The sequence below is a fragment of the Pseudophaeobacter sp. 1A09344 genome (genome assembly GCF_041008745.1).
Classification (GTDB): Bacteria; Pseudomonadota; Alphaproteobacteria; order Rhodobacterales; family Rhodobacteraceae; genus Phycobacter; species Phycobacter gallaeciensis_A.
This window is the reverse complement of the sequence record NZ_JAXGFS010000012.1, coordinates 60,570-86,094: the sequence shown is the minus strand read 5'-3', so window position 1 is coordinate 86,094 and position 25,525 is coordinate 60,570. Positions and strand designations below refer to the sequence as shown.

Annotated in this window: 23 protein-coding genes and 1 riboswitch; of the genes, 12 read left to right on the top strand and 11 right to left on the bottom strand. The window is 61.3% G+C overall.

All coding sequences use genetic code 11. The features are described 5' to 3' along the window. Window positions 1-326 precede the first annotated feature (326 nt). From SM765_RS18690 to SM765_RS18665, 6 genes are all read left to right on the top strand, one after another. Window positions 327-785, top strand: a complete 459-nt coding sequence (locus tag SM765_RS18690) for a c-type cytochrome (protein WP_274832320.1) — start codon at window positions 327-329, stop codon at window positions 783-785. Window positions 786-846: 61 nt separating this feature from the next. Further along, the gene (locus SM765_RS18685) at window positions 847-1,452 is read left to right on the top strand and encodes a c-type cytochrome (RefSeq protein WP_274836412.1); all 606 of its coding nucleotides are present in this window, start codon (window positions 847-849) and stop codon (window positions 1,450-1,452) included. Between the two features lie 2 nt (window positions 1,453-1,454). Then, window positions 1,455-2,357 carry a c-type cytochrome gene (locus tag SM765_RS18680; protein ID WP_274836413.1) on the top strand — a complete coding sequence of 301 codons (903 nt, stop codon included), beginning with the start codon at window positions 1,455-1,457 and terminating at the stop codon, window positions 2,355-2,357. Next, on the top strand, window positions 2,354-2,479 hold the full coding sequence (locus tag SM765_RS18675) for a multicopper oxidase domain-containing protein (RefSeq protein ID WP_425537320.1): 126 nt from the start codon (window positions 2,354-2,356) through the stop codon (window positions 2,477-2,479). Before SM765_RS18680 ends, SM765_RS18675 begins: the two co-directional genes overlap by 4 nt. Beyond that, a complete protein-coding gene (locus SM765_RS18670; RefSeq protein ID WP_425537321.1) occupies window positions 2,476-2,943 on the top strand; it encodes a c-type cytochrome in 468 nt (155 codons plus the stop codon). The genes SM765_RS18675 and SM765_RS18670 overlap by 4 nt, the downstream gene beginning before the upstream one ends. A 1-nt stretch (window position 2,944) precedes the next feature. Continuing rightward, window positions 2,945-3,676, top strand: coding sequence for a DsbA family protein (locus SM765_RS18665; protein ID WP_274832323.1), 732 nt, complete (start codon window positions 2,945-2,947; stop codon window positions 3,674-3,676). Window positions 3,677-3,715: 39 nt separating this feature from the next. On the opposite strand, the gene SM765_RS18660 is transcribed toward SM765_RS18665, so the two are convergent. Continuing rightward, the gene (locus SM765_RS18660) at window positions 3,716-3,916 is read right to left on the bottom strand and encodes a heavy-metal-associated domain-containing protein (RefSeq protein ID WP_065271053.1); all 201 of its coding nucleotides are present in this window, start codon (window positions 3,914-3,916) and stop codon (window positions 3,716-3,718) included. Between the two features lie 163 nt (window positions 3,917-4,079). Here SM765_RS18660 and SM765_RS18655 point away from each other — a divergent pair, with 163 nt between their 5' ends. After that, window positions 4,080-6,587 carry a heavy metal translocating P-type ATPase gene (locus tag SM765_RS18655; RefSeq protein ID WP_368981692.1) on the top strand — a complete coding sequence of 836 codons (2,508 nt, stop codon included), beginning with the start codon at window positions 4,080-4,082 and terminating at the stop codon, window positions 6,585-6,587. A 12-nt stretch (window positions 6,588-6,599) separates the two neighbouring features. Continuing rightward, window positions 6,600-7,022 (top strand): Cu(I)-responsive transcriptional regulator, encoded by a 423-nt coding sequence (cueR, locus tag SM765_RS18650; protein ID WP_274836415.1) that lies wholly within the window; start codon window positions 6,600-6,602, stop codon window positions 7,020-7,022. Window positions 7,023-7,260: 238 nt separating this feature from the next. Here the strand turns inward: cueR and SM765_RS18645 are convergent, their stop codons facing one another. The 8 genes from SM765_RS18645 to SM765_RS18610 form a co-directional block, all read right to left on the bottom strand. Beyond that, window positions 7,261-7,965 carry an ABC transporter ATP-binding protein gene (locus tag SM765_RS18645; RefSeq protein ID WP_274839041.1) on the bottom strand — a complete coding sequence of 235 codons (705 nt, stop codon included), beginning with the start codon at window positions 7,963-7,965 and terminating at the stop codon, window positions 7,261-7,263. 44 nt (window positions 7,966-8,009) lie between these two features. Further along, window positions 8,010-9,053 (bottom strand): FecCD family ABC transporter permease, encoded by a 1,044-nt coding sequence (locus SM765_RS18640; protein ID WP_274838726.1) that lies wholly within the window; start codon window positions 9,051-9,053, stop codon window positions 8,010-8,012. Beyond that, window positions 9,050-10,132: an ABC transporter substrate-binding protein gene (locus tag SM765_RS18635; protein WP_368981691.1), complete on the bottom strand. Its 1,083-nt coding sequence runs from the start codon at window positions 10,130-10,132 to the stop codon at window positions 9,050-9,052. Before SM765_RS18635 ends, SM765_RS18640 begins: the two co-directional genes overlap by 4 nt. A 25-nt stretch (window positions 10,133-10,157) precedes the next feature. Continuing rightward, on the bottom strand, window positions 10,158-10,784 hold the full coding sequence (locus SM765_RS18630; protein ID WP_274839042.1) for a Crp/Fnr family transcriptional regulator: 627 nt from the start codon (window positions 10,782-10,784) through the stop codon (window positions 10,158-10,160). A gap of 146 nt (window positions 10,785-10,930) precedes the next feature. After that, window positions 10,931-11,338, bottom strand: coding sequence for a DUF2946 family protein (locus SM765_RS18625; RefSeq protein ID WP_274838723.1), 408 nt, complete (start codon window positions 11,336-11,338; stop codon window positions 10,931-10,933). Window positions 11,339-11,519: 181 nt separating this feature from the next. Then, on the bottom strand, window positions 11,520-11,879 hold the full coding sequence (locus SM765_RS18620; RefSeq protein WP_274832332.1) for a polyketide synthase: 360 nt from the start codon (window positions 11,877-11,879) through the stop codon (window positions 11,520-11,522). A 415-nt stretch (window positions 11,880-12,294) separates the two neighbouring features. Next, the gene (locus SM765_RS18615) at window positions 12,295-14,700 is read right to left on the bottom strand and encodes a YbcC family protein (protein ID WP_274838722.1); all 2,406 of its coding nucleotides are present in this window, start codon (window positions 14,698-14,700) and stop codon (window positions 12,295-12,297) included. Window positions 14,701-14,714: 14 nt separating this feature from the next. Beyond that, window positions 14,715-16,265 carry a proton-conducting transporter transmembrane domain-containing protein gene (locus SM765_RS18610; RefSeq protein WP_274836423.1) on the bottom strand — a complete coding sequence of 517 codons (1,551 nt, stop codon included), beginning with the start codon at window positions 16,263-16,265 and terminating at the stop codon, window positions 14,715-14,717. Between the two features lie 112 nt (window positions 16,266-16,377). Between SM765_RS18610 and SM765_RS18605 the strand changes: the two genes are divergently transcribed. Beyond that, entirely contained in the window at window positions 16,378-17,268 is an 891-nt protein-coding gene (locus SM765_RS18605; RefSeq protein ID WP_274836424.1) for a LysR family transcriptional regulator, read from the top strand. An 873-nt stretch (window positions 17,269-18,141) separates the two neighbouring features. After that, window positions 18,142-19,554, top strand: coding sequence for a calcium-binding protein (locus SM765_RS18600; protein ID WP_368981690.1), 1,413 nt, complete (start codon window positions 18,142-18,144; stop codon window positions 19,552-19,554). Window positions 19,555-19,726: 172 nt separating this feature from the next. Here the strand turns inward: SM765_RS18600 and SM765_RS18595 are convergent, their stop codons facing one another. Together SM765_RS18595 and SM765_RS18590 are read right to left on the bottom strand one after the other, a co-directional pair. Then, window positions 19,727-20,908, bottom strand: a complete 1,182-nt coding sequence (locus tag SM765_RS18595) for an aromatic amino acid transaminase (RefSeq protein ID WP_274838367.1) — start codon at window positions 20,906-20,908, stop codon at window positions 19,727-19,729. Window positions 20,909-21,132: 224 nt separating this feature from the next. Beyond that, window positions 21,133-22,170 carry a zinc-dependent alcohol dehydrogenase family protein gene (locus tag SM765_RS18590; RefSeq protein ID WP_274838365.1) on the bottom strand — a complete coding sequence of 346 codons (1,038 nt, stop codon included), beginning with the start codon at window positions 22,168-22,170 and terminating at the stop codon, window positions 21,133-21,135. Here SM765_RS18590 and SM765_RS18585 point away from each other — a divergent pair. Continuing rightward, window positions 22,169-22,789 carry an Lrp/AsnC family transcriptional regulator gene (locus SM765_RS18585; protein ID WP_237028425.1) on the top strand — a complete coding sequence of 207 codons (621 nt, stop codon included), beginning with the start codon at window positions 22,169-22,171 and terminating at the stop codon, window positions 22,787-22,789. The two genes, SM765_RS18590 and SM765_RS18585, sit on opposite strands and share 2 nt — an antisense overlap. Window positions 22,790-23,262: 473 nt before the next feature. Continuing rightward, window positions 23,263-23,475, top strand: a riboswitch (cobalamin riboswitch). A 160-nt stretch (window positions 23,476-23,635) separates the two neighbouring features. Next, entirely contained in the window at window positions 23,636-25,522 is a 1,887-nt protein-coding gene (locus SM765_RS18580; RefSeq protein ID WP_274838364.1) for a TonB-dependent receptor plug domain-containing protein, read from the top strand. Window positions 25,523-25,525: the final 3 nt, after the last annotated feature.

Sequence of the window (25,525 nt, the reverse complement as noted above, 5' to 3'; positions counted from 1 at the left end):
TGGGAGGCAGGACCGCTGAGGCCGACCCTCACGCGTGTCATAGAACCCGGTTGCGGCCGGGGTCGCTAGAATGGTTTTTTGCCAGCATGGATGTGAGCATGCTCCCGAAAAGCTGTGCTCCTCAGGCCGTCCCGCCGCCGGATCTGGTCAAGGATACAAACCGATACATTTCTTGCGGCCGTCCCAGCTTGCCGCATGGGGTGCCTTCGATATTCACTTATTCAAAGCAGGCAGAGGGCAGGCACGCCCCAAGCAGTCGAAAGAGCGTCCGCCGGAACGCAGGTCGGGCCTCATCTGCACTAGGAAAAGCGAAAGAAAGACACGAAATGAACAAGTTGACTGTTGTGGTAGCCGTCATTCTGGCTGGGGGCATCGGAGTCGGTGGCTGGCAGTACCTGCAACCCGAGGCCGCACCGGCCGGTCATTCGATGGCGTCGCCTGACACGGGCGCGCTTGCCCCTGGCGCTCCGATTGCAACGGTCGCGCTGCCGACAGAACTCTCTGGCAATGCCCAGCTTGGAAAATCCATCTTCGAAGCCAAATGTGCCGACTGTCACGGGGAAAACGCAGCAGGGCAGAACGGGGTTGCGCCGCCGCTGGTGCATAAGGTCTATGAACCCAGCCACCATTCCGACATGGCCTTTATCCTGGCTGCGCAGAACGGGGTGCGCGCCCATCATTGGCCCTTTGGCAATATGCCTCCGGTCGAGGGGGTCACGCCGGGTGATGTTAAGATGGTCATTGCCTACGTGCGTGAACTGCAACGTGCGAACGGGATCGAGTGATGCTCCTGGGGTCTGGATCGCCAAGGGCAGCAAAATTCAGCATCAACGGAGTATTGATACGATGAAGACAACACCCATTCTGGCAGCAATCGTCATCACCGGCACAGCAGTCGCAGCCTTTGCGCACGGCAATGCCAAGGGTATCGTCAGGGATCGGATGGAATCGATGGAAGCGATGGGGGATGCCGTGAAGGCGGTCACCCCGATGATGCGCGGCGAGAGGACCTATGATGCCGCTGCCATGCGCAACACAGCCCGGATTTTCCAGAAACACGCAGGCGAGGCCCTGACTGATCTTTTCCCGAAAGGGTCTGGCGGTGCCCCTTCCGAGGCCAAGGATGCGGTCTGGGCAGACTGGGATCGGTTCGCGGCGCTGGCACGGCAGTTGGAAATCTACGCCGAGGGCCTGGAGGCCGCTGCCGGGAATGGCCTCGCTGGTGGCGGAGGCATGGGCGCAGGGTCGATGATGGGGAATAGCTCCGGAATGGGATCGGGTTCGATGATGGGCAACGGATCCATGATGGGGTCAGGCACCAGTATGATGGGCGGCGGCGCCGGGATGATGCGCGCAGAAGATATCGCCGCGATGCCTGCGGATGCGGCCTTTGCGATGACGACACAGGTCTGCTCGGCCTGTCATTCCCGGTTCCGGGCGGAAGACCACTGAGCATGCGCCGGGTCGCATTTTTGTCTGGCGGGGCGGCGGCATGTGTTGCCGTTGTCCTGACCGCGGTGATCGCGTGGCCGGTCGGCAGCGCTCCGAAGCCGATCACGACGGAGGGCGACGTTAACCGGGGTGCTTACCTGGCACGTGCCAGCGGCTGTATCGCCTGTCATTCGAATTTCGAAGCGGGCGGTGCCCCGCTGGCCGGAGGGGCGCCGCTGAAGACGGATTTCGGCACCTTCTATCCGCCGAATCTGACCACGGATCCCGAACATGGCATCGGCGGCTGGACTGCCGAGAGTTTTGCAAAAGCCATCCGTCAGGGCATCGGACCAGATGGGGAACCCTATTTCCCGGCCTTTCCTTACCCCTTCTACGCAGAGTTTTCCGATCAGGATATCGCCGATCTGTGGGCCGCGTTTCAGACCGTGGCACCGGTGCCTGAGGCCGCGCCGGATCATGCGGTCGGTTTTCCCTTCAATCAGCGCTGGGGACTGAAGCTTTGGCGGGCCGCGTTTTTCCACGATCCGGGGACGGAACCGCTGCCGGGGCGCAGTGCGGCCTGGAACCGGGGCAGGGAACTGGTTCGCGGCGCGGCCCATTGCGGGGCCTGCCATACGCCGCGCAATCTGGCGGGGGGCCGTGATCCTGACGCAGCCTTTGCCGGCAATGACGCGCTTCCGGGTGGCAGCAAGGCGCCCTCGATCCGGGCCGCTTATCTAGCCAAGAACGGCTGGACAGTCTCGTCGCTGTCCTACGCGTTGCAGACGGGCCTGACGCCATCAGGCGATGCCTTTGGCGGCAGCATGGCCGAGGTGGTCCGCGAAGGCACCCGGTTCCTGACTCCAAAGGACCGTGAAGCCATCGCCACCTATCTGCTCGACGCTGATGGGGGCGCAGCCGAATGAACGATGTGGGCGCAACGCGCACCATTACCTTTGCCGCCGACAATCCCGGCGACCGGTTGTTGCACTGCCATATGCTCACCCATGCGGCCTCGGGCATGAAGACATGGGCGCGGGTCACATGAGGGTGCAAGTCATCATCGCCGTGCTGGCATCGGCAGTGGCTGGCGGCGTTTGGATGCTGCAAGGACAGGATCCGGCGGTGGCCTCCGGCGCCGAGGGGCTGGACATTGCCGAGGGCGAGGCCCTTTACGCCGAAGCCTGCGCTGCCTGTCACGGGGCTCAGCTGGAAGGCCAGCCGGACTGGCGCACACGCGGCCCCGACGGGCGTCTGCCCGCCCCCCCGCATGATGAAACGGGGCACACCTGGCATCATTCGGACAGCCTGCTGTTCAACTATACCAAGCTGGGCGGCAAGGCCCTTATGGCCCAGCAGGGCATGGAGTTCGACAGTGGCATGCCGGGGTTTGGCGACAGCCTTACGGATCAGCAGATCCGCAACGTGCTGGGCTATATCCGGTCCACCTGGCCGGAGCATGTAAAGGAAGCTCAGAAAGCGCGAACCAATGCGGAAAATGGAGAGAACTGACATGACCCTTAAGGCACCGATCCTTGCACTGGCGATGGCCACGTTGCTGCCGATACCCGCACTCTCGCAGGAACTCGACGAGGCCCGCGTCCGGGAGCTGGTCCTGGAGACGATACGGGAGAACCCCGAGATCGTCATGGAGGCCGTTGCTCTGCTGGAAAAACAACAGGCGGATGCACAGGCAGAAACTCAGGCAGAGGTGCTGCGCAGCCAGCGTGACTTGATTGAACGCGATCCGAATGCGCCGGTCCTCGGCAATCCGGAGGGGGATGTAACCGTGGTGGAGTTCTTCGACTACAACTGTCCCTATTGCCGCCGGGTAAAACCCGAGGTCCGGGCGCTGATCGAGGAAGATCCCAATATCCGGCTTGTCTACCGAGAATGGCCCATTCTTGGCGACGGCTCGGTCTTTGCCGCCAAGGCCGCGCTCGCGGCGCGGGCGCAAGGAAAATATGAAGAATTTCACTGGGCGATGATGGCGATCAAGGGCCGTGCCCAGGAGGCCACGGTCCTGCGCGTCGCCGAAGAGGTCGGGCTGGATCTTGAGCAGCTGAAAAAAGACATGGAGGCGCCGGAAGTGGCTGAACACATCGCCACATCGATGCGTCTGACCCAGGCGCTTGGCTTCAACGGAACGCCGTCCTTCGTTGTCGGGGATGCGCTGGTGCCGGGGTTTGTTGAAAAGGACCAGCTTTCCGAACTGGTGAGCACAGCCCGGGACCGCGCCGAATAATGGGGATCCCGCGCCGGAGGGGGCCGACGCGGGACAGGATCAGGCGGCAGCGGGCTGCGAGTCGTAGCCCGCGTCCTTGATCACGGCGGCAAGCTGATCAGCCGACAGTGCGCTGTCGATCTTCACCAGGCGTTCGCCGAGGTCGCAGGCAATCGTGGCGGCCGGATCGGCGGCCTTGACGGATTTTTCGATGGCGGCAGTGCAGTGGCCGCAGCTCATGTCCGGAACCTTGAATTCCATTTCGAACCCTCTCTGGTTTGGTTGCAGGGCGAGAGATGGGGCTTCCAGTTAGGGGAAGGTCAAGACGTGATCTGACCTGTGATAAAATTTTGACGCGCCCTTGACCTTCCAGTGACTAGAACCACCATGTAAGTCACAGCCACACAGAATCGAGGAGGCTGTCATGCCCGAACAAACCCCTGTTACATTGTCCGTCGAAGGCATGTCCTGTGCCTCTTGCGTTGGGCGCGTGGACCGCGGCCTGACGGCGGTTGAGGGCATCCATGACGTCTCGGTCAACCTTGCATCTGAAACCGCAAGACTGGTCGCCGACAACCCGGAGCGCATCGCAGACGCCATTGCGGCGCTCGACAAGCTTGGTTACCCGGCGCGGGTGGCGTCGGTGACGCTGAACGTGGAATCGATGTCCTGCGCCTCTTGCGTGGGGCGCGTCGACAAGGCGCTGGAGGCGGTGCCGGGCGTGCTTGACGTCAATGTAAATCTCGCATCTGAAACCGCGACTGTGCGCTATGCCGAAGGCGCGGTCACCCCCGCCGAACTGATCGCGGCCAGCAAGGACGCCGGCTATCCCGCAACCGTGGCAGAGGCGGCGGGCGGAGAGGATCGCACCGCCCGCAAGGCCGAAGAGGCCCGCAGCCTTGCCCGGCGCATGGCCTATGCCGCTGCCCTCGCGCTGCCGGTCTTTGTGGTTGAGATGGGCGGCCATGTGTTTCCGGCCTTTCACCACTGGATCAACGCCACCATCGGTCAGCAGACCAGTTGGCTGTTGCAGTTCGCACTGACGACGCTGGTGCTGATCGGGCCGGGTCGGATTTTCTATCTCAAAGGGTTCCCCGCGCTGCTGAAGGGTGCGCCGGACATGAACAGCCTTGTCGCGGTGGGTACCGGGGCGGCCTATCTTTACTCCGTTGTCGCAACCTTCCTGCCTGCGCTTTTGCCGGACGCGGTGCGTGCGGTCTATTTCGAGGCGGCAGCAGTCATCGTCGTGCTGATCCTGCTGGGGCGCTTTCTTGAGGCGCGCGCCAAGGGGCGCACCGGCGCCGCGATCCAGAAACTGCTGGGGCTGCAGGTGCGCACCGCCCGCGTGATGCGGGGCGGCGAGAGCACCGAGGTCTCTGTCGATGAGCTGGTGCAGGGCGACATCATCGTCGTCCGCCCGGGCGAGCGCATTGCCGTGGATGGCGAGGTGATCGAGGGCAACAGCCACGTCGACGAAAGCATGCTGACAGGCGAGCCGGTTCCAGCGGAAAAGACCGCTGGTGATGCCGTCACCGGCGGTACCGTGAACGGCGCAGGCAGCCTGCAGTTCCGCGCCACGCGGGTTGGTGGTGACACCACCCTCAGCCAAATCATCCGCATGGTCGAAGAGGCGCAGGGCGCCAAGCTGCCGATCCAGGGGTCGGTTGACCGGATCACCCTGTGGTTCGTGCCCGCGGTGATGGCCGCCGCGACCCTGACCATCCTCGTCTGGCTGATCTTCGGCCCGTCGCCCGCGCTGACGCTGGCGTTGGTCGCAGGTGTATCGGTGCTGATCATTGCCTGCCCCTGTGCCATGGGTCTGGCCACGCCGACCTCGATCATGGTGGGCACCGGCCGCGCCGCCGAGATGGGCGTGTTGTTCCGTAAGGGCGACGCGCTGCAACAACTGGACACGGTCGAGGTCGTGGCGCTGGACAAGACTGGCACCGTGACCGAGGGCCGCCCGGAACTGACCGACCTTGTTCTCGCCACAGGTTTTGAACGGGCGGAGGTGCTGTCCAAAATCGCCGCGGTGGAGGAACGTTCGGAGCACCCGATCGCCGAAGCCATCGTTCGCGCCGCCCGCGCCGAGGGCGCACCACGCGCTGAGGCGGGCGATTTCACCTCGGTCACCGGCCACGGCGTGCGCGCCTTGGTGGACGGGGCGCAGGTGCTGGTCGGCGCCGACCGGTTCATGACACGCGAAGGCATCGACACGGCGGCGCTGGCGGCGCAGGAGACCGAGCTTACCAAACGCGGGCGTACGGCGCTCTACGCGGCAGTTGATGGGCGGCTTGCGGCGGTGATCGGCGTGGCCGACCCGGTGAAACCGGCCAGCCGCGCGGCCATCGCTGCGCTGCATGAAAAGGGGCTGAAAGTCGCCATGATCACAGGCGACAAGCGCGAGACAGCAGAAGCCATCGCCGACGAAACCGGCATCGACCACGTGATCGCAGGCGTTCTGCCCGACGGCAAGGTCTCGGCGCTCGATGAGTTGCGGCAGGGGCGCCAGATCGCCTTTGTCGGGGATGGCATCAATGACGCGCCTGCGCTGGCCCATGCCGATGTCGGCATCGCCATCGGTACCGGCACGGATGTGGCCATCGAAAGCGCTGATGTGGTGCTGATGTCGGGCGATCTGCGCGGTGTGGTCAACGCCTTCGAGGTCTCTCGCCGCACTATGCGCAACATCCGCCAAAACCTGTTCTGGGCCTTCGGCTACAACACCGCGCTGGTACCGGTTGCTGCGGGCGTACTGTATCCTGCCTTCGGTGTGCTGTTGTCGCCGATGCTGGCGGCAGGTGCGATGGCACTGTCGTCGGTCTTTGTCCTGACCAACGCGCTGCGCCTGCGCCGCGTAGCACCGGCCATGGATGAAAAAGCCGGGGCCAGCGGCGCCCGCGCAAGCAACGCGCATGTTCCGGCGGAATGACAGGGGGCTGGAGTGAATATCGGTGACGTATCACGGCGATCAGGACTGCCCGCAAAAACGATCCGCTACTACGAGGATATTGGCCTGATCCACCCGCAGCGCAGCGAGAACGGGTATCGCAGCTTTCGTGAACAGGACCTGCACAAGCTGGCCTTCCTCGGCCGCGCCCGCGCGCTTGGCTTTACCATTGAAACCTGCCGGGCGCTGATGGCGCTATACGAGGACGAGGGCAGGGAAAGCGCGCAGGTCAAGCGCATTGCCGAAGAGCATCTGGCCCAGATCGACGAGAAGATCACTCAGCTCCAGTCTATGCGTGACACGCTGGATCAATTGGTGCACGCCTGCGCGGGAGATCACCGCCCGGATTGCCCCATCCTGAAGGATCTGGCACGAAACACGACTGAGGAAAACATTGGGGAGCCTGTGGTGCGCTGATGAGGCAAGCGTGAATTCGCGGGTGCTGTATGGGGTGGGCTTTCGGACGCGGAGAAAGTGCTGTTTTCGCGAGACCTCTAAGGTATTTTCAAAGCGCGACCAAAGGATGAGGCAGGGCAAAGGCTAGCGCGGCGGCGCATGCGGTATCTGAGTGATCTGCCGCGTCGAGATTGACAACCTGCTAGATCAAACCTTCGGCGTCTTGGGCTCACACTTGGGAGCGCTGATCTACAATACGTCAATATTTCGGCGACCGAGCCTGGTGCGCGACGAAGACTGGCCCGCCATCGCGATCACGGAGAATCTCACTGTTGATCTGATAGGCCCGGTCAAGGCAGGGCGACTGCAGAACCTGTGAGGTCGGTCCGGCCGCAGCGAGCCTGCCGGTTTCAAGAAATACCGTCTGATCCGCATAACGGGCTGCCAAGGTCAGGTCGTGCAAGGCCGCGAGCACGAGTCTGCTCTGCGCAAGCTTTTGCAACTGTTCGAGTACCTCGAGCTGGTGGTGCAGGTCCAGCGCACTGGTGGGTTCGTCTAGGATCAGCAGGCGGGGATTGCGGATTAGGCGTTGCGCCAGAAGAACGCGCTGTTGCTGGCCCCCTGACAGACGATCCATCCGATGCTCAGCGAGATGTGCAAGGTTCAGTATCTCTAATATCTGGGCGACTTCGGCGCGCACCTGCGCTGTGATGCGCCAACCGAGCCTTTCACGCCGCCCAAGCAGCACACATTCCGCAACGCTCATGGCGGCCTTCACGGTGAAATCCTGTGGTAGGAATCCGATGCGCTCGGGCGCAGGCCAGCTCTGGTCCAGCGCCTTGCTGCCGCCGTGGCGCTGAACCCCGGCAAGCGCCTTCAGCAGGGTGGATTTGCCTGCACCGTTTGGGCCAATTACCGCAACGAGCCCGCTCGAGGGCAGCTCTAGCCTGTCAATCCGCAGCAAGCGGCGGCGCCCGGCATCAACGGTGAAATTTTCCAGAACCAAACTCATGTGCGCCCTTTCAGCAGGATGATTGCAAGCAGCATCGGAATACCCGCGATGGCGGTGATGATGCCCACCGGAATGACCGCACCGGGCGAGATGACCTTGCCCAGTACGGAGGCGGCGACCAGCACCACAGCGCCCATGATCGCTGCCATCGGCAGGCCGAAACGGTGATCTTCGCCCACCAGAGCGCGCCCGACATGCGGGGCGATCAGGCCGACAAAACCGATGGTGCCGGTAAAGCTGACGGCCCCGGCAGTCAGAAGCGCGATTGTCACCAGTGCCCGCAGGCGCAACCTTTCGACGTTCAGGCCAAGGCTTGCAGCATTGCCTTCGCCAAGGCGCAGTGAGGTCAGGTTCCACACCTCACGGGCAATCAATGGCAGGGTCACGGCAAGGATCGCGGACAAGACCTGCACCGACGTCCAGGTCGCCTTGAGCAGGCTGCCGAACAGCCAGAAGACGATCTGTTGCAGCACTTCGGGGGCCGCCATGAATTGCAGCAGCGATTGCAGTGACTGGAACAGGAAAAGCACCGCTATGCCCGCCAGCACCAGCATCTCGGGCGAGGCGCCGCGCAGGTGCGCGACGAGGTAGACAAGTCCAGCCGCGACCAGCGTGGCGGCAAAGGCCGCGAGCGGTACGCCGATCCACATCGCCACCGGCAGTGCCGTACCGAACAGGATCACCAGTGCTGCGCCGAAACCGGCAGCGGCGGAAAAGCCCAGCGTATAGGGGCTGGCCAGAGGGTTATTGAGGATGGTCTGCATCATCAGTCCGGCGATCCCCAGGGAAGCACCCACCAGTGCAGCCATCAGGGTCTGCGGCATGCGCAGATGCCACAGGATCGTCGCGAGGCGGCGGTTCTCTGCATCCGGGCCATCGCGCAGGCCCTTCAGGACGTCGGACAAAGGCAGACCGGCGGGACCGGTCACTAGGTCCACCACCATCAGGGCCGCCAGGATGGTGAGGGCGGCACAGACCGCCCCCATCCGGGTGATGCGGGTGCGGTCGAAACCGCTCCCTTCACTTACCGCGATACTCATTCCGCCTGCATCATGAAGGTGCCCTCGGGCGTGATCGGCAGCCAGTCGGCGTAGAACTTCGCCAGTTCGGCCTGCGGGTCGACATCGGCAAAGGTCGCCGGGTGCATCGCCTTTCCAAGGAAACGGAAATAGGCAAAATCAGACAGCGTGCGCGAGCCGCCGTGATAGATGCCATAGACCTTGCCGTTTTCGACTGCGGGCAGGTCTGACCAGCCGGGGCGACCGAGATAGGCACCGATGCGTTCGTTCGCGAGCGCCTTGTCCGCGCCAAAGCCCAACGGGACCGAGGCAGGACGGTTCAGCCATTCAGAGCCGGAGAGAAGGATCACCTCGGGCGCTTGGGACAGCACGTATTCCGGGGAAAGAGGCCCCCAGTTCTCGATCTGGCCATTGGCGATGTTCTGCCCCTTGAGCCGGTCGATAACTCCGCCCCACATGCCGCCTGCATAGGAGTTTCCGACCTCGTCCGGCCCTTTCTGCGCCAGCTCGACATAAACTTTTGGTGCTTCAGTTGACTGTTCTACCCGCGCAGCAGTGTCGGCTGTCATCTCGGCATAGAACGTCGCGAGCGTCTCGGCGCGCTCCTCAGTGCCCATCGCCATCCCCAGCGCGCGGGTCGAGGCCAGGTGCGCCTCAAGCGTCTGGGCGTTGTAATCGAGTACGAGTACGGGAATATCCGCCGTATCGAACTGCGCCGCGTTTTCGCCAAGCGCGTCGTACTGCCAGCCCGCAAGGATCACCAGGTCCGGGTCTGCGGCGATGGCGGCCTCGATGGACATGGTGCTGTTTTCTGTGTCGCCCACATCGGGCAGCTCAGCCAGCTGCGGAAAGACCTGCGTGTAGGCGTCCCATTGTTTCGGGCGCCAGTCGGCCCAAGGCCCGCGCGACAGGCCGACCAGCTTGTCCACCGCGCCGTCGCCGACGACAGCGAGGTAATCCTCGTAGTAAAACCCCAGCAGCACGCGTTCCGCCGGAGCGTTGAGCGTGAGGGTGCGGTCGCGCAGGTCGGTGATGGTGATCTCGGCCCATGCGGCGGTGGTCAGCAGCGTGGCGAGGCAGGTTGTCAGTGCAAGTTTCATGGTTTCTCCCTGTGTCATGAAAAGGTCAGGCGGCGACGCGTGCAGGCGCATCGCCGGTCAGCTCGTGAAGGGCTACGGCATCCAGAACGCGGACACGGGTCGGTAGCGGCATGGCAATCAGCCCCGCCTTTTCCAGCGCCCGCATCTGCCGCGAGACGGTTTCCAGCGTCAGGCCGGTCAACTGTCCCAGATCAGCGCGGCTCATCGGCAGGTGCATCTCGTCCGGCCGCCCGTGGCGCTGATGGAAGGAGACCAGCATCGAGGCCACGCGTTCGCTGGCGGTCTTGCGCCCCAGCAGCAGCTGCCAGTCCTGCGCCTGCGCCAACTGGTCCTGTATCAGATGCAAGAGGTTCAGCTGCAGCCGGGGAATGGCGCTGGCCAGTTCCTCGAATGTGCGTTGGTCGCAGGTCATGACCTCGGTCTCACCAACGGCGGTCAGCGTGCATTTGGCACGGACGCAGCCCTGCGGCGCCAGCGCTTCGTTGGCAAAAGTCAGGGCCAGCAGATGCGTGCGCCCCTGCGGCGTCGGCCTGTCCTCGCGCAGCATGCCGGACCGGACGATCCCCATGAAGGGCGCATCCACGCCCTTGCAGGCCAGTGTTTCGCCATCACGGTAATTTTCGGTTGTGAATTTGCGCTGGATACTGCGCATCTCGGCAGACCTCATTCCCCGGAACAGGGCGAGTCTTGGGGCAATTCTGAAGGCCCTGTGGTCAGGCCACGGGTGTATCATCGCAGTCATGCTGGTTTCCTTGTCTTTGACTGTCGGACAAGGGGCGCGGGGCCCCGGCTGAAGGATCAGACGGGAAGAGGCGGCGCGCGGCTGCGGTGTTGATTTGGAAGATCTAGCGAAACTGGACGTTGCGCCGAACCTGTTGGCAGCGCCAAAGGCCGAAGCGGCATTTGGATCAAAAGACCGACGTTCGCAGAGGGCACGGTCCCGGCGACGCTGACTTGGACGCAATGCGGCCCGCCGTGATCGTCCCGGGCGGGCTGATCATCCTCGGCAGGGATGATCTCGCCCGCATCGGTCAGCCAGACCTCCTGCGTGCCGTCGGGCGTGCAAAGCACCAACCGCATGCCTTCGGGGCCTTGAGCGCGCATAAGCCCGTCCGGCACGGTGGACGAGCCGAGCAACGCCAAGAGCAGCAGCGCGCGTGTTATGAGACTGAGAAAGAACAAGGAGCAGGGGCCGAAATGGTCCATTCAGGAGCGACCCAGCCTGTCGGCAGGATCGCCCATGAACGCCGGTTCTACCTTATTCCCGTAGAGCGCGCAGTGACGTCACAGGTGGCGGCAAGAGCCGCACTAAGAGCGATATTCATGGATGTCTCCAAAGTCTGCTCCGGCGCACGGGCCGGATTTTTCACCAATAGGTCGGGAAAATTCAGACGGTCGGAGGCGCTCGTGCCGGGCGTGCTGCTTCGGCGGTGAGGGCGTTCAGAACAGGTGGCTGCGGCACCCAATCGGCCGGATCACAAGACAATTCGGCAAGGATGAGGGCAACAGCTGGCTCTGGCAGAGAGGTAGCCGTATGCAGACGACAGGCCTCACAAGTTTGCGTGCTGTCGGCATCCTCGAAATCTCCACAGATCGACGAGATGTCCAGCCCATAGGTTTGGGCATAATCCAGTGCAGCCTGCTGTTCCGGTGTTGCAAAGCGATGCGCAAAACCCGACGTTGCCAAGGCAATCGTCAGCAGCACGGCCAGCGTGCGAAGCCACCAGATGGAGTGCATCACCTTCATATCAAAGATCGATAGCAGAACCGGTGTAAATCGCAAGCGCGCAACTTCAGCTGCGACAGTGCGGACACCGGCACGAGGGGCGACCCGGATCCGTGCGCCGGGGTAACTTTGGCGCATACAGCGTCATTTGCAAAGTCAGCCTTTCAGCCGGTTGAAGCCGGGCCTATTCGCCGCGTGGCGGCATCAAAAAAGCGCCCTTCGTCGCACATGCGGCCTTGGAACATGTCAGATGGGCCGTTCAGCGGGGCAAAGTGGATGAGATTGCGTGCAGGGAGGTTATTGGCCCGCTGCATCTCTGTACCTATAGCGTCTTAGACTCCTGAAATTACCGATAGGAAACAATGCGAGGCACCTTCATTCTGCATGAAGCAGAACGAAGGTGCGCCAAAGCTATATCCAGGCGAGCGGAAACAGACTATTCCGCTGCTAGTGCGCGCGCGTCGGCGGATTGATCCTTGAAGCGTGACCATTCCAAGTCGCCGCAATAGCGCCAAGCCAGCTTGCCTTCGTCATCCATTGCGATGAGGTGCAGCCAGCCATTGTCAAACAAGGCGCGGACGCCGGGATGGCGCCGCAGGATCTCGGACATGGCTTCGCGCGGAGCCTCAACGATTACCGACAGGCGTAGCGGATCGTGCTGAAAGCCGTAACCGTCATGCACTGACTGCCACGGCAGACCCGGACGCGGGGCGCCCGTGTTGCCTTCCAGAACGCCGATACCGCCCACTACGTTGTGGAGCAGCTTGTTGCCGCCACCGAACAAGCCCGGCGCCACGGTTGAACCGTAATACTGAAGGCTGATCCAACTGGCGACCACGACGGGCGCCGTCAGGATCAATTCAAGCACGCCAAAGCCATCATCCCGCCGCCAGTCGTAATTATGCAGGAAAGCCTGCCCGGACAGGTCTGCCCCATCGGTGCGGTGACGCGGCGCGGCGACAAAGGCACGGCATCCGGCCAGGCCCCATTCGGGGCGGGTTTCGGCCCAGTCCCGGGCCCGCTGCGCGACATGCGCTGCGCCCGCGGCACGCGGCAGGCGCTGGGAACGCTCCGCCCGAGCGAGCGCTCCGGCGGCGGCAAGCCAGGCCTTCAACTGGCTAACGTCAATGGGCGTTTCCGGCGGCAGATCCTGTTCGAACAGGGTCACTTGGTCGGTGGTCGTATGGTGCAGCGCGGGCAGGAATGCCGTATCCGAAGGGATATTGATCCCGTTGTCACGCAACCCAGTCCGGACGTCCTGATTATTCAACAGGCTCGCCAGCAGGCGGGCATTCACGTCCCCGGCGTGACCGCCACAAGCGCCACACTGCAGGGCGCTTTGATGAGGATTGTTGGTGACATCGGCGCCGTGGCCGACCAGCAATACGATCGGCGCAAATTCATCCGTGAGAGACATGGCGGTCAGCACCGATTTTGCCATTCCAACACGGGATTCGAGATTGAGCGCGGGATCCATCTTCGGCGCAGGGTCTTCCGCGGTTTTATTGCCGAAACCGAGAGCATCCCGAACAAGCTTGCCCGCGTAGAGCGGCCCCGATGCCTCGACAAAGGCGAAGGAGGACACTGCGGCCAGCTTGAACCGGCCCCAGGCGCGTTTGGCCCGGGCGCCGTAGCGGCGGCTCAGGTTTGCCGTTTCGGGCTCGGCTGCCTGTGAATTCAGCCCCGGTTGCAAGAGAACCGGACCGCGGAATTCGGTCACATCCGATCCGGCGGCCCTATGGGCGCTGGCCAAGCCAAAGAAACCGGCAAAGCCGATCGTCTCGATGCTTCCATCCTGCGCTTCCAATGCGCGGCGGAAGACTTCCGAACGCACATCGATACAGAAGGCCGCCTGCACGGCCGGGCGCGCCTCGCCCTTGCGCATTGTACCGCAGGACAGCCTGTCGGCCAGCACGCGCTGCTCGGCCCGTTCTGCGGCGTCCTGCAGCACCGCATCGATGACAAGATCCCGGGGCGGAGTAACTGGGCTCTGATGGGCCGCGACCACATCTGCCCAACGTGCTGCAATCTGGTCTTCGTAGAGCTCGAACAGAGCTTCGTCGAAGACCATCCGGATGGCCAGAAGTTCGGTCACGCTGCTGTTCGCTTTGCCTTCCAGTTCCGCCTGCCACAACAGATAGCGCCCGTATTGCGCCCATCCGCCCAGCGTCATCAGCCAGCGGTGGAACGCGGTGGGCGCAGCAGCAGTGGTGACGCCAAGCCTTTCCGAAGCGCGGCCAATAGCGCGCCAATGCGAACGGTTGGTGTCAGCAACAAAAGTGCAAAAGCCCGTAAGGCCCTGAATCTCGGGCGTCAGATCGCGCGAGGCGAAGTCGCGCCAAGCCCTGAAGGGGCCGCCGCTGCCTGCCTGTTTCCAGAGTGCCTGCCCCTGATCGAAGTGACTGGCGGCCCAAACGCCGATGCGGTCATCAATAAGCCCGGGCCAGTCGATGCCGGAGACATCCGCTGCCAGTTCTGCCACGGTAGGAAGGGCTTTGGGCGCGGGGCTCTCATCGTCGAGAGAAGCTTTCAGTTCCTGCAGGCTTGGCACGTTGAACTGGCCTTCGATCGAAGCCAATGCCCCCTTCAGATCTGTGTCGCAAATTTCGCCCGCGTTGATTTTGCCTGCCCAATGCGTACGTGGTGGGATCGCCCGGGCGCCCCCGACCCGCTCGAGACGCGCGGCGGTGACTGCAAGCGGCTCATCGCTCTGCCCCAGAAACGGGTTCACTGCGACATTGGCAGATAGAGGAAACAACGGCGGGATCGCCTTGACAGCCGTGTTGGCCTCTGCGACGAGCTCCAGCAGGGCGGCGGGGTAGGTCTCGAGTTTGGCAAACATGAGGTCGGTTCCTTTCAGGCTGCAGACCGCTTGGACCATCCGTCCAGAAGCTTGTCGAAGATTGCATTGGCATAAAGGCCGTTGGTCAGGTGCACGCGCAGACCTGTTGCGGCCGGGTGCGATGCCCACAGGGGGAAGGTCGCCTGTGCCACAGCGACCACTCCGAAACTGATCAGAGCGAGCAGGATCAGCGCCCATTCCAGCGGGCCGGGATTTGGGGTCGGAGGCAGGCTGCCAGCGGTCAGAGATTGGGCGATAACCTGAAGGGCGAAATAGCTCACCGACGTCACCAGCGCGTAGACCACGATGCGCTGCGTCAGCGCGCGCGGCGCCGCATCGGCAAAGCCCTGCGCCAGCAAGTAGGCGACACCAAAGATCAGGATGACGCCCAGGGCGATGGCCTGAACCGACTTGCCGTCAAACCCAATAACCGTGCCGACTAGACCATAGATCGCGATGGCAATGATAAAGGCTTGCAGGACGTTGCGGGCGCTCGGAACCGCAATTGGTCCGGGGCGGGCAATTGCCGCGACATTGCGCACTGCCTCACCGGAACTGAGGAAGGCATGCGCCTTGTAGAGCGAATGCGCCACGATATGCAGGAGAGCCAGCGGGAACAGCGCCAGGCCGCATTGCATGATCATGAAAGCCATCTGCGCGATGGTCGACCATGCCAGCGAGGTCTTGACCGCCGGTTGGGTCAGCATCACCAGACCACCAAAAAGTGCGGTGAACCCTCCGAGCATGACGAGAAGCGCCATAACACCCGGAGCCAGCAGCATCACGTCGGCAAAGCGGATCAACAGGAAGCCGCCCGCATTGATGACGCCCGCATGCAGCAGGGCAGAGACCGGCGTGGGCGCCTCCATCACCTCGGTCAGCCATCCGTGAATCGGGAATTGCGCCGAGGCTAGTACGGCCGACAGGGCAAGCAGGAGAGCTGCTCCCATAGTCAGCCAATCGGCCTCAGCGCTGGCAAGAAGCGTTTCGATATCAGTTGTCCCGGTTGCCGCGATCAGCAGGATCACGGCACCGGCCAATGCACCCTCGCTCAGCCTTGCGACGATGGCTTTCTTGCGGGCGGCACGCTGCGCTGTTGCGCGTTCAGGATAAAACAGCAGCAACCTGCTCAGCGACAGGCTGGTCAGCGTCCAGGCCGCGAACAACTGAAAGAGATTGCCTGACATGACCAGCAGCAGGACAGCGGCCAATGTCGCAGACATCCAGCCCGTGAAAGCGCCTTGCCGATCCTCACCGTCCATGTAGGTCCTGGAATAGCGCAGCACGATCCAGCCGATGAAGCTGACCAGAACCAGCATCACCGCGCTCACCGCATCGAGCCGCACCGACAGTCCAACACCGAAAAAACCAATCAGGGCCGAGGTGCCGGAGCTTTTGACCACAAGGAGCGTTGCAGCCACGGCCGCCATCGCGAATGCGGCGAATGAAGCGGCCTCGGTCAGGGCAGGCACCCGTCTGGGGCGTTTCCCGGGATGGCGCGCCGCATAGAACGCGGCCACCAGCAGGACGAGCGGGCTCAGAAGGGGTAAAAACAGATAAGCCATCATCGGACTCCTTTGAAATTCGCGGTCAGCGACCTTTCGCAATGGCTTAGGGGAGTCTGTTTGATAGTAAAAATTCATTGTTTTTCATTTTACGTTCTATAAAGTCTAACGAATGCCGTTGAACTATCACCATCTCCGTTACTTTTGGGCCGTCGCGCACGACGGGAACCTGACGCGTACGGCGCAGCGGCTGAACCTCTCGCAATCCGCCTTGTCAGTTCAGATCAAGCAATTGGAAGAACGGCTTGGTCACGCTCTGTTCGACCGGCGCGGGCGGCAATTGCACCTGACCGAAGCCGGGCGGATCGCGCTGGATCACGCGGATGCAATTTTCTCGACGGGACAGGAACTTGTCGCGACCCTTGAAGGCACGGTGCGGGATCGCAAGGCGCTGCGCGTCGGCGCGCTTGCAACCCTGTCGCGCAACTTTCAGATCGGCTTTCTTAGGCCGATCCTGTCACGTCTGGACGTCGAGGTCATTCTGCGTTCAGGCAGCCCGACCGAATTGCTGGAAGGATTGGGAACGCTCAATCTTGACCTGGTGCTGATGAACCGCCCGCCCCCGGACGACAGTCTGACACCTTACGAAACCCATCAGATCGGAGAGCAGGAGGTCAGCATCGTCGGCGCGCCCGAGCGGCTTGATCCGGAGCGCCCGATCCGCGATTTGCTCGCCAAGCAACCGTTCATTCTGCCAACCACCGACAGCAGCGTGCGCACCGCATTTGACGCGATGGCCAGCCGGTTGTCCGTACGTCCGCAGATCGCCGCCGAGGTCGACGATATGGCGATGATGCGTCTTCTGGCCCGGGAAAACATCGGGTTGGCGCTGGTCGCACCGATCGTCGTGAAAGACGAATTGACCTCGGGTCGGCTTGTCGAGGCCAAAGAACATCCCCGGATCAAGGAAACCTTTTTCGCCATCACCCAGCGACGGCGGTTTCCGAATTCTCTGGTTCAGGATCTTCTCGAAAGGAATGCCGGTTCCGCAGCCTTGTCCTGAAGTGCAAACATGCGTGCAATCTGCGGACTTTAGAACTTCCTAGGGTTGTTTCCGTAATGCGCCCAGGAAGCTCTATTTCATTGGCTTTGTCGACAAGACTGCTGCTTTTTCTTAATGAGAGATCGTAGCATGTCCGCTGCAGGGGCAGATCGGACGTGCGGCGGCGCGGCTGCCCGATCGCAGATAAAACCGGGCAGACTTTTTCGCCGGATGGCGTCAGCCCGCCCATCCACGACATGCATGCGAAGTTCAGCGAAGGTTCTGCTGCAGGCGCAATAGATCATGCTGGGTTTTCTGGAAGCGGACCTTCGGATCAGCGACACCGAGTTAGGACACGTGCGTTTGGCTTGAAGGTCAGCTTTGCGGAGGACGCACCAAGTGAAAAGTCGATGGATCTGGCGATGCGATGGACGCCCGTGAAAGTCAATTTGGATCAGTTAGATGAGGCAGACCCAGTGCTCGACAACGTCGTTTTGAAAGACCTGCTAGGAAAGGAGGCTACCGACCCGCCATTGCTGCGAGAGGGAAGCCGAACCTGACGGTACCGGAAGAACGGCGGGAGGCAGTACTCATTGCAATGTGGGATCATGACAGCCCGAAGCGCAGTGCTTTGACTTATCCCGCTGCATTGACCAAGTGCGGAAAGACAAAACGACTGTGCGATCAACATGAATGAACGCGTTGCACACTGTCGCAATGCGCGTCTTGACCAGAGCATTCCTAATGCAAAGATAACCTTACTTTACATTTAATTAGTCGCATCGAGCGCAGCGCTAACGGAAAATATTAACGCACGCGCTTGGGATTTAACTATTTGTTAATATTTGGGTTGTTCAACCCTGGATTGCAAAATGCTAAATTCTGGAGATACTAATGACATCACCCAACACCGTAAACGCACCTTCTGCTGGCGGCACAGCGTTTGGAGACGAAGGTGACAACCTAGTCCAAGGGTCATTGTTTGACGATACCCTTAACGGCGCCGGAGGAAACGACACGCTGACGGGCGGAGCCGGGAATGACACCTTCCAGGCGGATCTTCTCTGGAACGGTATGGACTACGACGGGTTTGGCGCCGAAGTCATTACGGATTTCTCTGACGGCGATGTGCTGGAGTTGAACAGCTTTGGTCCGGGTGCTGCCGTGACGATCTCGCTTGAGCATGTGGGCAACGACACGATCCTGACCCTTGGGGCGGGCACCTCCTATGAGAGCACGGTGACGCTGCAGAACTATCACCTGCACAGCTCGTTTCTGCCGCAGGACGGGACGTTCGACGGGAGCTTCTCCATCGTCGGGGACAGCTATAGTGTTGCAACCGATGACTATATTGTCGGCAGCGATGGTGGTGTTGATCAGCTCTATGGCCATGCTGGCAATGACACGCTGGTTGCGGGCGAATCTGGGGATCTCCTGTTCGGCGGATTGGGCGATGACAGCCTGATTGGCGGAAGCGGCGCGGATCTGCTCTTCGGTGAATGGGGCAATGACACGCTGCGTGGCGGCGAGGGGGCCGATACCTACTACATTGACGTGGTGCCTGCGGACGCAAACGGCGAAGGCACCAGCTCCGGCCAGGATGTGATCGAGGGGTTCAATGACGGCGATGTGCTGCAGCTGAACAGCTTTGGTCCGGATGCTGCCGTGACGATCTCGCTTGAGCATGTGGGCAACGACACGATCCTGACCCTTGGGGCGGGCACCTCCTATGAGAGCACGGTAACGCTGCAGAACTATCACCTGCACAGCTCGTTTCTTCCGCAGGACGGGACGTTCGACGGTAGCTTCTCCATCGTCGGGGACAGCTATAGTGTTGCAACCGATGACTATCTTGTCGGCAGCGACGGTGGTGTTGATCAGCTCTATGGCAATGCTGGCAATGACACGCTGGTTGCGGGCGAATCTGGAGATCTCCTGTTCGGCGGATTGGGCGATGACAGCCTGATTGGCGGAGGCGGCTCGGATCTGCTTTTCGGTGACGATGGCAACGACGTGATCACCGGCGGATCCGGCGCCGATCATTTCCAGTTCGATCTCTACAGCAACGGGGTTGATACATTCGACTTCGGTTCGGATGTCGTCACCGATTTTGAGGTCGGCGATACGCTTGAAATCAAGGGATGGGGCCTTGGCGACCTGTCTGTCAGCGTCACGCAGAGCGGAGCAGATACACTGCTTACCGCAGAAGCGGGTACCAGCCACGAAAGCAGCGTCCTGCTGGAAGATGTGCTGGTGTCGCCCGGAGAGTGGGACCTGAGCGGGGATACCTTCACCCTCTGGGGATAACCGAACAACATAACTTGCTTTTGGACGGGCGCCGTTTGGCGCCCGTCCTGTTCACGCTTTCGATAGTCCCTGTCATTGACGCGGCAAGCGTCCGAGCAGAAACACTAGGAAGATACAGCGTGACCGTCAGACCAAGATGGCGTGGTGCAATCGACACGATTCCTGGTGAGTTTCAGTCAGCCATGACATCTTGGACCGCACGGACCAGCCACAGGACGTCCTGTTCACGTAGCCGTGCCACATTGATGCGCCCGCCTTGTACGACGTGGATGCCATGGTCGCGGGTTAGCGCGACTTCCTGGGATTTGGTCAGCGGCAACAAAGAGAACATCCCCTTCTGCCGACCGAGAAACGCGAGGGTTCCTGTGCCATAGGTATCTTGTTCCGCTTTGACGATCGTCTCACGCATCTGTGCCACACGATCCCGCATCTGTTCGAGTTCATCCTGCCAGAGCGCCTTGAGCTTGGGGTCTTGCAGGATGGTGCGAACAACAGAGCAGCCATGGTCGGGCGCGTGTGATGCCCCCGAGCGGACGATTGCGGTGACCGCCCGTTTAACGCGATTGCGATCTGGGGTGCGTGTTTTGGCAAAAAGTGCCCCGGCGCGATCACGATAAAGGCCAAAGGACTTGGACAGAGTGATGCAGACAATGCACTCGGGAAACCGTTTCGCAATTTGTCGAGCGAGGTCGCAGTCTGCATCGAAACTGCGGGCGAACCCGAGGTAGGCGAGGTCGATCCACGGCACAATGCCGCGCTCTTCCAGGATGTCGAGCAGAGCTGCGATTTGCTCTGATGTCATATCCGCTCCGGTCGGGTTGTGACAGGCGCCTTGCATCAGGAAGACATCGCCGGGGCTGGCGGCCCTGAGCCCGTCGAGCATTTCGTCAAAAGTGAGCTCGCTGCGGATCGAATCGTAATAGTGCAGGGATCGGAAGTTCGCCTGCGCCGCGGAGAGAATCGGGACATAGTTGCCGTAGGTCGGAGATTGCAGCCAGACCGTGGGTTTTTTGGGCATTTGAGCCAGAAGATCTGCGATCACCCGCAGGGCAACCGCACCGCCGGAGGTTTGCGCCGCGATCCAGTCGCTGCTGTAGGCGTCGCCCATGATCTCGTGGCCGAGCACCGCGCAATACTCCGCATCGCCCGTGAGCGCGAGGTAGGACTTGCTGGTCTGGCTTTCGACCAGCCGCTGTTCTGCCTGTTTGACGGCCTTCAAGACCGGGGTCTGTCCCTGCGCGTCCTGATAGATGCCAACCGTCAAGTTCAGCTTGTCCTGCCGCGGGTCCTGAGCGAAATACTCTGCCCCGATCATGATTGGATCTACAGGGTATTCTTCCACCTGCTCAAACATTATTCGCCCTTTCCCAGTTCGACGGTCCGACTATGGCATGCTGTGATCGCACGGGGCATCATCGTGCCGCCTTGGTCGTCAGTCATTACTTTTTCAGCCGCATGAAGCGTCATGTTGGGCTGCGTCCCGCGCCGGGCGGTTTTTCCGTTGGCATATCGCCTTTGATCGTCGGCGATAACGCAGGCTAAGGTGTCATTTCCGATGAATGCGATTTTCTCCATGGCTCAAAAGCGGGTTATGACAGTTGCACCCACGGAGCGAAATTTATCCATCTCCATCAAGGCCTGAGGGGCATCGGCAAGGCTGATCTGCTTTCCGACCAGTCGTGCCGGATCCAGCTTGCCGCTGGCGACGAGGTCAAGCATCGCGCCGTAGCGATGTGCCTGCATCCCGTGTGAACCAAGCAATTCGATTTCCTGCCCGACGATCTTTGGCATTGGAACGGCCGGTGCCGCGTGCTCACCCAGCATCAGACCCACCTGCACATGCTTGCCCCGCGGCCGCAGGCAGAGGATTGAATTGGTCATAGTTGACGGGTGACCAAGTGCGTCGAGAGAGACGTGGGCTCCTCCGCGGGTGATCTCCCGAATGGCCTCCGGCACGTCGGCCTCCCTACCGTTTAGCACCGTCACGGCGCCAAGCTCCTTCGCCAGCGTCAACTTAGCTGGATCAAGGTCCACGCCGATCACGTTGGCCCCACAAGCCGAGGCGATCATCACGGCGGACAGGCCTACGCCGCCGCAACCATGCACAGCCACCCATTGTCCTGCGCTGACCTTCCCTTGATCTACCACCGCCCGAAATGAGGTTGCAAAGCGGCAACCAAGGCTCGCGGCAGTGGCAAAATTCATGGTCTCGGGCAGGGCGACAAGGTTCAGATCGGCCTGATGAATGCCTACGTATTCCGCAAAGGATCCCCAGTGGGTAAAACCCGGCTGTTCCTGCTGCAGGCAGACCTGCTGGTTGCCGGAATGGCATTCGGAACAGCTGCCGCACCCGCAGATGAATGGCACGGTGACCTTGTCGCCGACCTTCCATTTTGTGACGTCATTCCCAACGGCTTCGACGACGCCAGCTAACTCGTGGCCAGGCACATGCGGCAAGTCGATGTCGCTGTCGTGTCCCATCCAGCCATGCCAGTCGCTGCGGCAGACGCCGGTGGCCGCAACCCTGAGGACAACGCCATGCGGCTCTGGCGTCGGGTCGTCCACGGTAACCAGCTTTGGCGCTCTTTGGAATTTTTCGAAAAGGACGGCTTTCATGGCAGGATCTTTCGCTGAAGAGTATTTTGGACGAGATCATAGTCTGGATGAGGGAAATACCTTTGCCAATCCTCCCCATATTGCGCAAATCTGGAGTGGAATTCCCTATGGAATCGTCATTATTGAAAGATATCTACCCATGCCTGACATCGACGCCGTCAATGCCGAGATCTTGACCCTGTTGCAGGAGGATGGCCGCATGACCAATGCCAAGTTGTCCGAGCATCTGGGGATGAGCGAGACCCCCTGTTGGAGGCGGCTCAAACGTCTTGAAGAAAGCGGCATCATCGAAGGTTATCAAGCCAATCTGAGCCGTCGAAAGCTCGGCCTCGGCGTTATGGCCTTCGTCCAGCTGCGCTGTTCCGAGCATGATCAAGCCGCGACGGCAGAATTTCAGCGCATCGTTGAGACGACACCGAACATCCTGGCTTGCCACAACACGACCGGCGCGGATGATTTCCTGCTGATCGTGGTTGCCCGTGATCTCGATGATTACAGTGGTTTCGTCGACAGCACTCTGAGGCGGCTACCCGGTGTCACTAGCATTCGGTCCAACCTCTCATTGAAAGAAATGAAGGCGTCGAGCAAGCTGCCGGTCAGTGCAGCATCAATGAAATAGACTGCCGCGCAAGCTGGTTTTCCGTCGTGTTTGAACCGGAGCCTGTAACCGGCCACCGGACTGAACCTGTGCCCGCGACAGACCTTTGCGAAGATCTGGGCGTTCATGCGCGGTCTCGTACTGGAACGCTTGGGCGAAGATGGAAACGCCATAGCTCCGCCGGGATGCGGAAGAGGCGCGTTGCCACCGCAGGGGCATTGCCAGGGGAAATCTGTCCGTGATGCGGGGCAGGGGGGACAGCCACGACCCCAGCCATTGGATTCGGTGGAGATCGGAACGGGGAACCATGCCGTAGCGTGGAATATCGCCTGCGCAAAGGTTGCGGTCGATGCGGCACAGCATTGCGTTTGCAGCATTGAAACCATCACTTAGCAGTTGATTTCAGGCGATTGTTGCTGGTGTGCGCGGTGCATTGTTTGAAAACTCCATCCTTGGCGGCGTCTACTCCTTCTTGACAGAGCAAATCGAGTTTGCCTAAGTCCGGCCATTCTGGTCCGGCTGGGAATACCATCCGGGTAAAAGGGAACATGGTAAGGCGTCGGTACAAGACGTCAAAACCATGACTGCCCCCGCAACTGTGAGCGGAGAGCAATGCTGCGATATGCCACTGCCTCAAGAGGAGGTGGGAAGGCGCGGCAAAGCTGCGACCCGCGAGTCAGGAGACCTGCCAGAAGGATCACCCAGTCCGGGTGCGGGGCGCGCCGGGGACAACGGACTTCCGTAGTGGTGGCAATTGAACTGTCTGTGGAAGCACTGCCTTCCAAGGACCGATGATTTGTACATGTTGCCCGCTTATGGGCAGCCACTTTTCCTGCACCGAATGTGCAGGCTGGGAGAACTGAAACGATGCACAAGGTAAGCTTGTCCCTGGCCGCCACCCTGATGGCCATCCCCCCGGCACTGGCAACCGCCCAGGAGGCGGAGATCATCGATCTGGGCGAACTCATCGTCTCCGGTGGTTTTACCCCTGTCGAGGCTCAGAAATACGGTCGCTCGGTTTCGGTCGTGACCAGCGAAGAGATCGAACAGCGCGGCATCACCACGGTTCAGGATGCGCTGCGCTCGGTTCCTGGTCTGATGGTCACCGGTGCAGGTGACAGCTTTACACAGGTCCGCATTCGTGGCGCCGAAGCCAACCACACGCTGATCCTGATCGACGGCATCGAGGCCTCGGGCGGCGACAGCGACTATATCCTGTCTGGCCTTGATACCGCCAATATCGAGCGGATCGAGGTGCTGCGCGGTCCGCAATCGGTGTTCTACGGCTCCAACGCCTCGGCGGGTGTGATCAACATCATCACCAAGAGTGGCGGCATCGGCACCGAATACGGTGGCAGCCTCGAAGTTGGCTCGGACGGCTACCGGGCCTCGGCGCGGGTCTCCTCCCGCACCGAGCGCGGCGGCATCTCGCTCAACCTCGCCCACGATAATGACGATGGCTACGACTTCTCCGGCAGCGGCGGCGAAGAGGATGGCATCCGCCGCAATACCGCGCAGGTGAAAGGCGACTACCTTGTCACCGAGCGGCTGAAGCTGGGTTTCAACCTGCGTGCCTCGGAAGAGCGTTTCGACAGCGACAGCACGTCTTTTACCGCGACCGATGCGGCCAGCTATGTGGTGGATGATCCCACGCAGTTCAGCGACCGCGATGAACAGCTGGCGCAGATCTTTGCGGAGCTCGACACGCTGGGCGGACGCCTGAAACATCGTCTGTCTTACGAGCGTACGGATTTTGACCAATCCTACAACGGCGGCGCCCTGACCGAGACAAAGACGGAAGCGGCGAAATACCTGCTGAGCTTTGGCCTTGATGGCCAGTCGGTAGAGCTGACAGATCACCTGCTGAACGCCATTCTGGAATGGGAAGAGGATTCCAGCCGTTCCAATCCGGCCTTTGCGCGCAAGACCAATTCGATCGCGCTGGAATACCGTGGCAGCTTTGCCAATGGTCTGGATCTGCAGCTGGGCGTGCGCCGCGACAACAACAATGCCTTCGAAGATGCCACCAGCTGGAACGCCAGTGCGTCCTATACCTTTGCGGGCAGCGGTGTACGGCTGCATGGCTCGGCCGGCACCGGTATCGTGAACCCGACCTATTTTGAGCTCTTTGCCAACAGCACCTTTGGTGCCACCACCTATCTGGGTAATCAGAACCTGCAGCCCGAAGAAAACCGCAGCTTTGATCTGGGCGTCGAGGTGCCGTTCCTGCAGGGGCGCGGGCTGGTTGATGTAACCTATTTCGACGAGACGCTGACGGGTGAGATCGAAGCCTATATGGTAAATGCGACCACCTTCTCCTTCCGCAATCAGGCCGGAGACAGCGAGCGCAAAGGTGTCGAACTGGCGGCCAGCCTTGAGGCCACGGAAAACCTCGATCTCCGTCTGTCCTACACCTATCTGGATGCCACCAACCCCAATGGTACGGTCGAGGTGCGCCGCCCCGAACACGAACTGCTGCTGAGCGCCACGCTCGACACTTTCAATGGTCGCGGCTCCATCACTGCGGATGTCCGCCATGTGGCAGGCAACTGGGACAGCCAGTTCTTTGGCACCTATGCCACGGCCGAGCTGCCGGATTACACCACCGTCGATGTCTCGGCCCAGTATGAGCTGAACCCGAATGTGGTCCTGACCGGACGTGTCACCAATCTGTTTGACGAGGAATACTCGGACGTCTGGGGCTACGCGAAACGCGGCCGCGCCGCCTATATCGGCGTCCGGGCCTCCTTCTGATCG

What these genes read in the sequence shown, in the direction of transcription:
- SM765_RS18670 (WP_425537321.1), top strand. Translation starts at nt 2,476, where the DNA reads ATGAGGGTGCAAGTCATCATCGCCGTGCTGGCATCGGCAGTGGCTGGC.
- SM765_RS18680 (WP_274836413.1), top strand. Translation starts at nt 1,455, where the DNA reads ATGCGCCGGGTCGCATTTTTGTCTGGCGGGGCGGCGGCATGTGTTGCC.
- SM765_RS18685 (WP_274836412.1), top strand. Translation starts at nt 847, where the DNA reads ATGAAGACAACACCCATTCTGGCAGCAATCGTCATCACCGGCACAGCA.
- SM765_RS18660 (WP_065271053.1), bottom strand. Translation starts at nt 3,916, where the DNA reads ATGGAATTCAAGGTTCCGGACATGAGCTGCGGCCACTGCACTGCCGCC.
- SM765_RS18655 (WP_368981692.1), top strand. Translation starts at nt 4,080, where the DNA reads ATGCCCGAACAAACCCCTGTTACATTGTCCGTCGAAGGCATGTCCTGT.
- SM765_RS18675 (WP_425537320.1), top strand. Translation starts at nt 2,354, where the DNA reads ATGAACGATGTGGGCGCAACGCGCACCATTACCTTTGCCGCCGACAAT.
- SM765_RS18600 (WP_368981690.1), top strand. Translation starts at nt 18,142, where the DNA reads ATGACATCACCCAACACCGTAAACGCACCTTCTGCTGGCGGCACAGCG.
- SM765_RS18580 (WP_274838364.1), top strand. Translation starts at nt 23,636, where the DNA reads ATGCACAAGGTAAGCTTGTCCCTGGCCGCCACCCTGATGGCCATCCCC.
- SM765_RS18690 (WP_274832320.1), top strand. Translation starts at nt 327, where the DNA reads ATGAACAAGTTGACTGTTGTGGTAGCCGTCATTCTGGCTGGGGGCATC.
- SM765_RS18585 (WP_237028425.1), top strand. Translation starts at nt 22,169, where the DNA reads ATGGCAGGATCTTTCGCTGAAGAGTATTTTGGACGAGATCATAGTCTG.
- SM765_RS18640 (WP_274838726.1), bottom strand. Translation starts at nt 9,053, where the DNA reads ATGAGTATCGCGGTAAGTGAAGGGAGCGGTTTCGACCGCACCCGCATC.
- SM765_RS18635 (WP_368981691.1), bottom strand. Translation starts at nt 10,132, where the DNA reads ATGAAACTTGCACTGACAACCTGCCTCGCCACGCTGCTGACCACCGCC.
- SM765_RS18625 (WP_274838723.1), bottom strand. Translation starts at nt 11,338, where the DNA reads ATGGACCATTTCGGCCCCTGCTCCTTGTTCTTTCTCAGTCTCATAACA.
- SM765_RS18620 (WP_274832332.1), bottom strand. Translation starts at nt 11,879, where the DNA reads ATGAAGGTGATGCACTCCATCTGGTGGCTTCGCACGCTGGCCGTGCTG.
- SM765_RS18605 (WP_274836424.1), top strand. Translation starts at nt 16,378, where the DNA reads ATGCCGTTGAACTATCACCATCTCCGTTACTTTTGGGCCGTCGCGCAC.
- SM765_RS18590 (WP_274838365.1), bottom strand. Translation starts at nt 22,170, where the DNA reads ATGAAAGCCGTCCTTTTCGAAAAATTCCAAAGAGCGCCAAAGCTGGTT.
- SM765_RS18615 (WP_274838722.1), bottom strand. Translation starts at nt 14,700, where the DNA reads ATGTTTGCCAAACTCGAGACCTACCCCGCCGCCCTGCTGGAGCTCGTC.
- SM765_RS18665 (WP_274832323.1), top strand. Translation starts at nt 2,945, where the DNA reads ATGACCCTTAAGGCACCGATCCTTGCACTGGCGATGGCCACGTTGCTG.
- SM765_RS18610 (WP_274836423.1), bottom strand. Translation starts at nt 16,265, where the DNA reads ATGGCTTATCTGTTTTTACCCCTTCTGAGCCCGCTCGTCCTGCTGGTG.
- SM765_RS18595 (WP_274838367.1), bottom strand. Translation starts at nt 20,908, where the DNA reads ATGTTTGAGCAGGTGGAAGAATACCCTGTAGATCCAATCATGATCGGG.
- SM765_RS18630 (WP_274839042.1), bottom strand. Translation starts at nt 10,784, where the DNA reads ATGCGCAGTATCCAGCGCAAATTCACAACCGAAAATTACCGTGATGGC.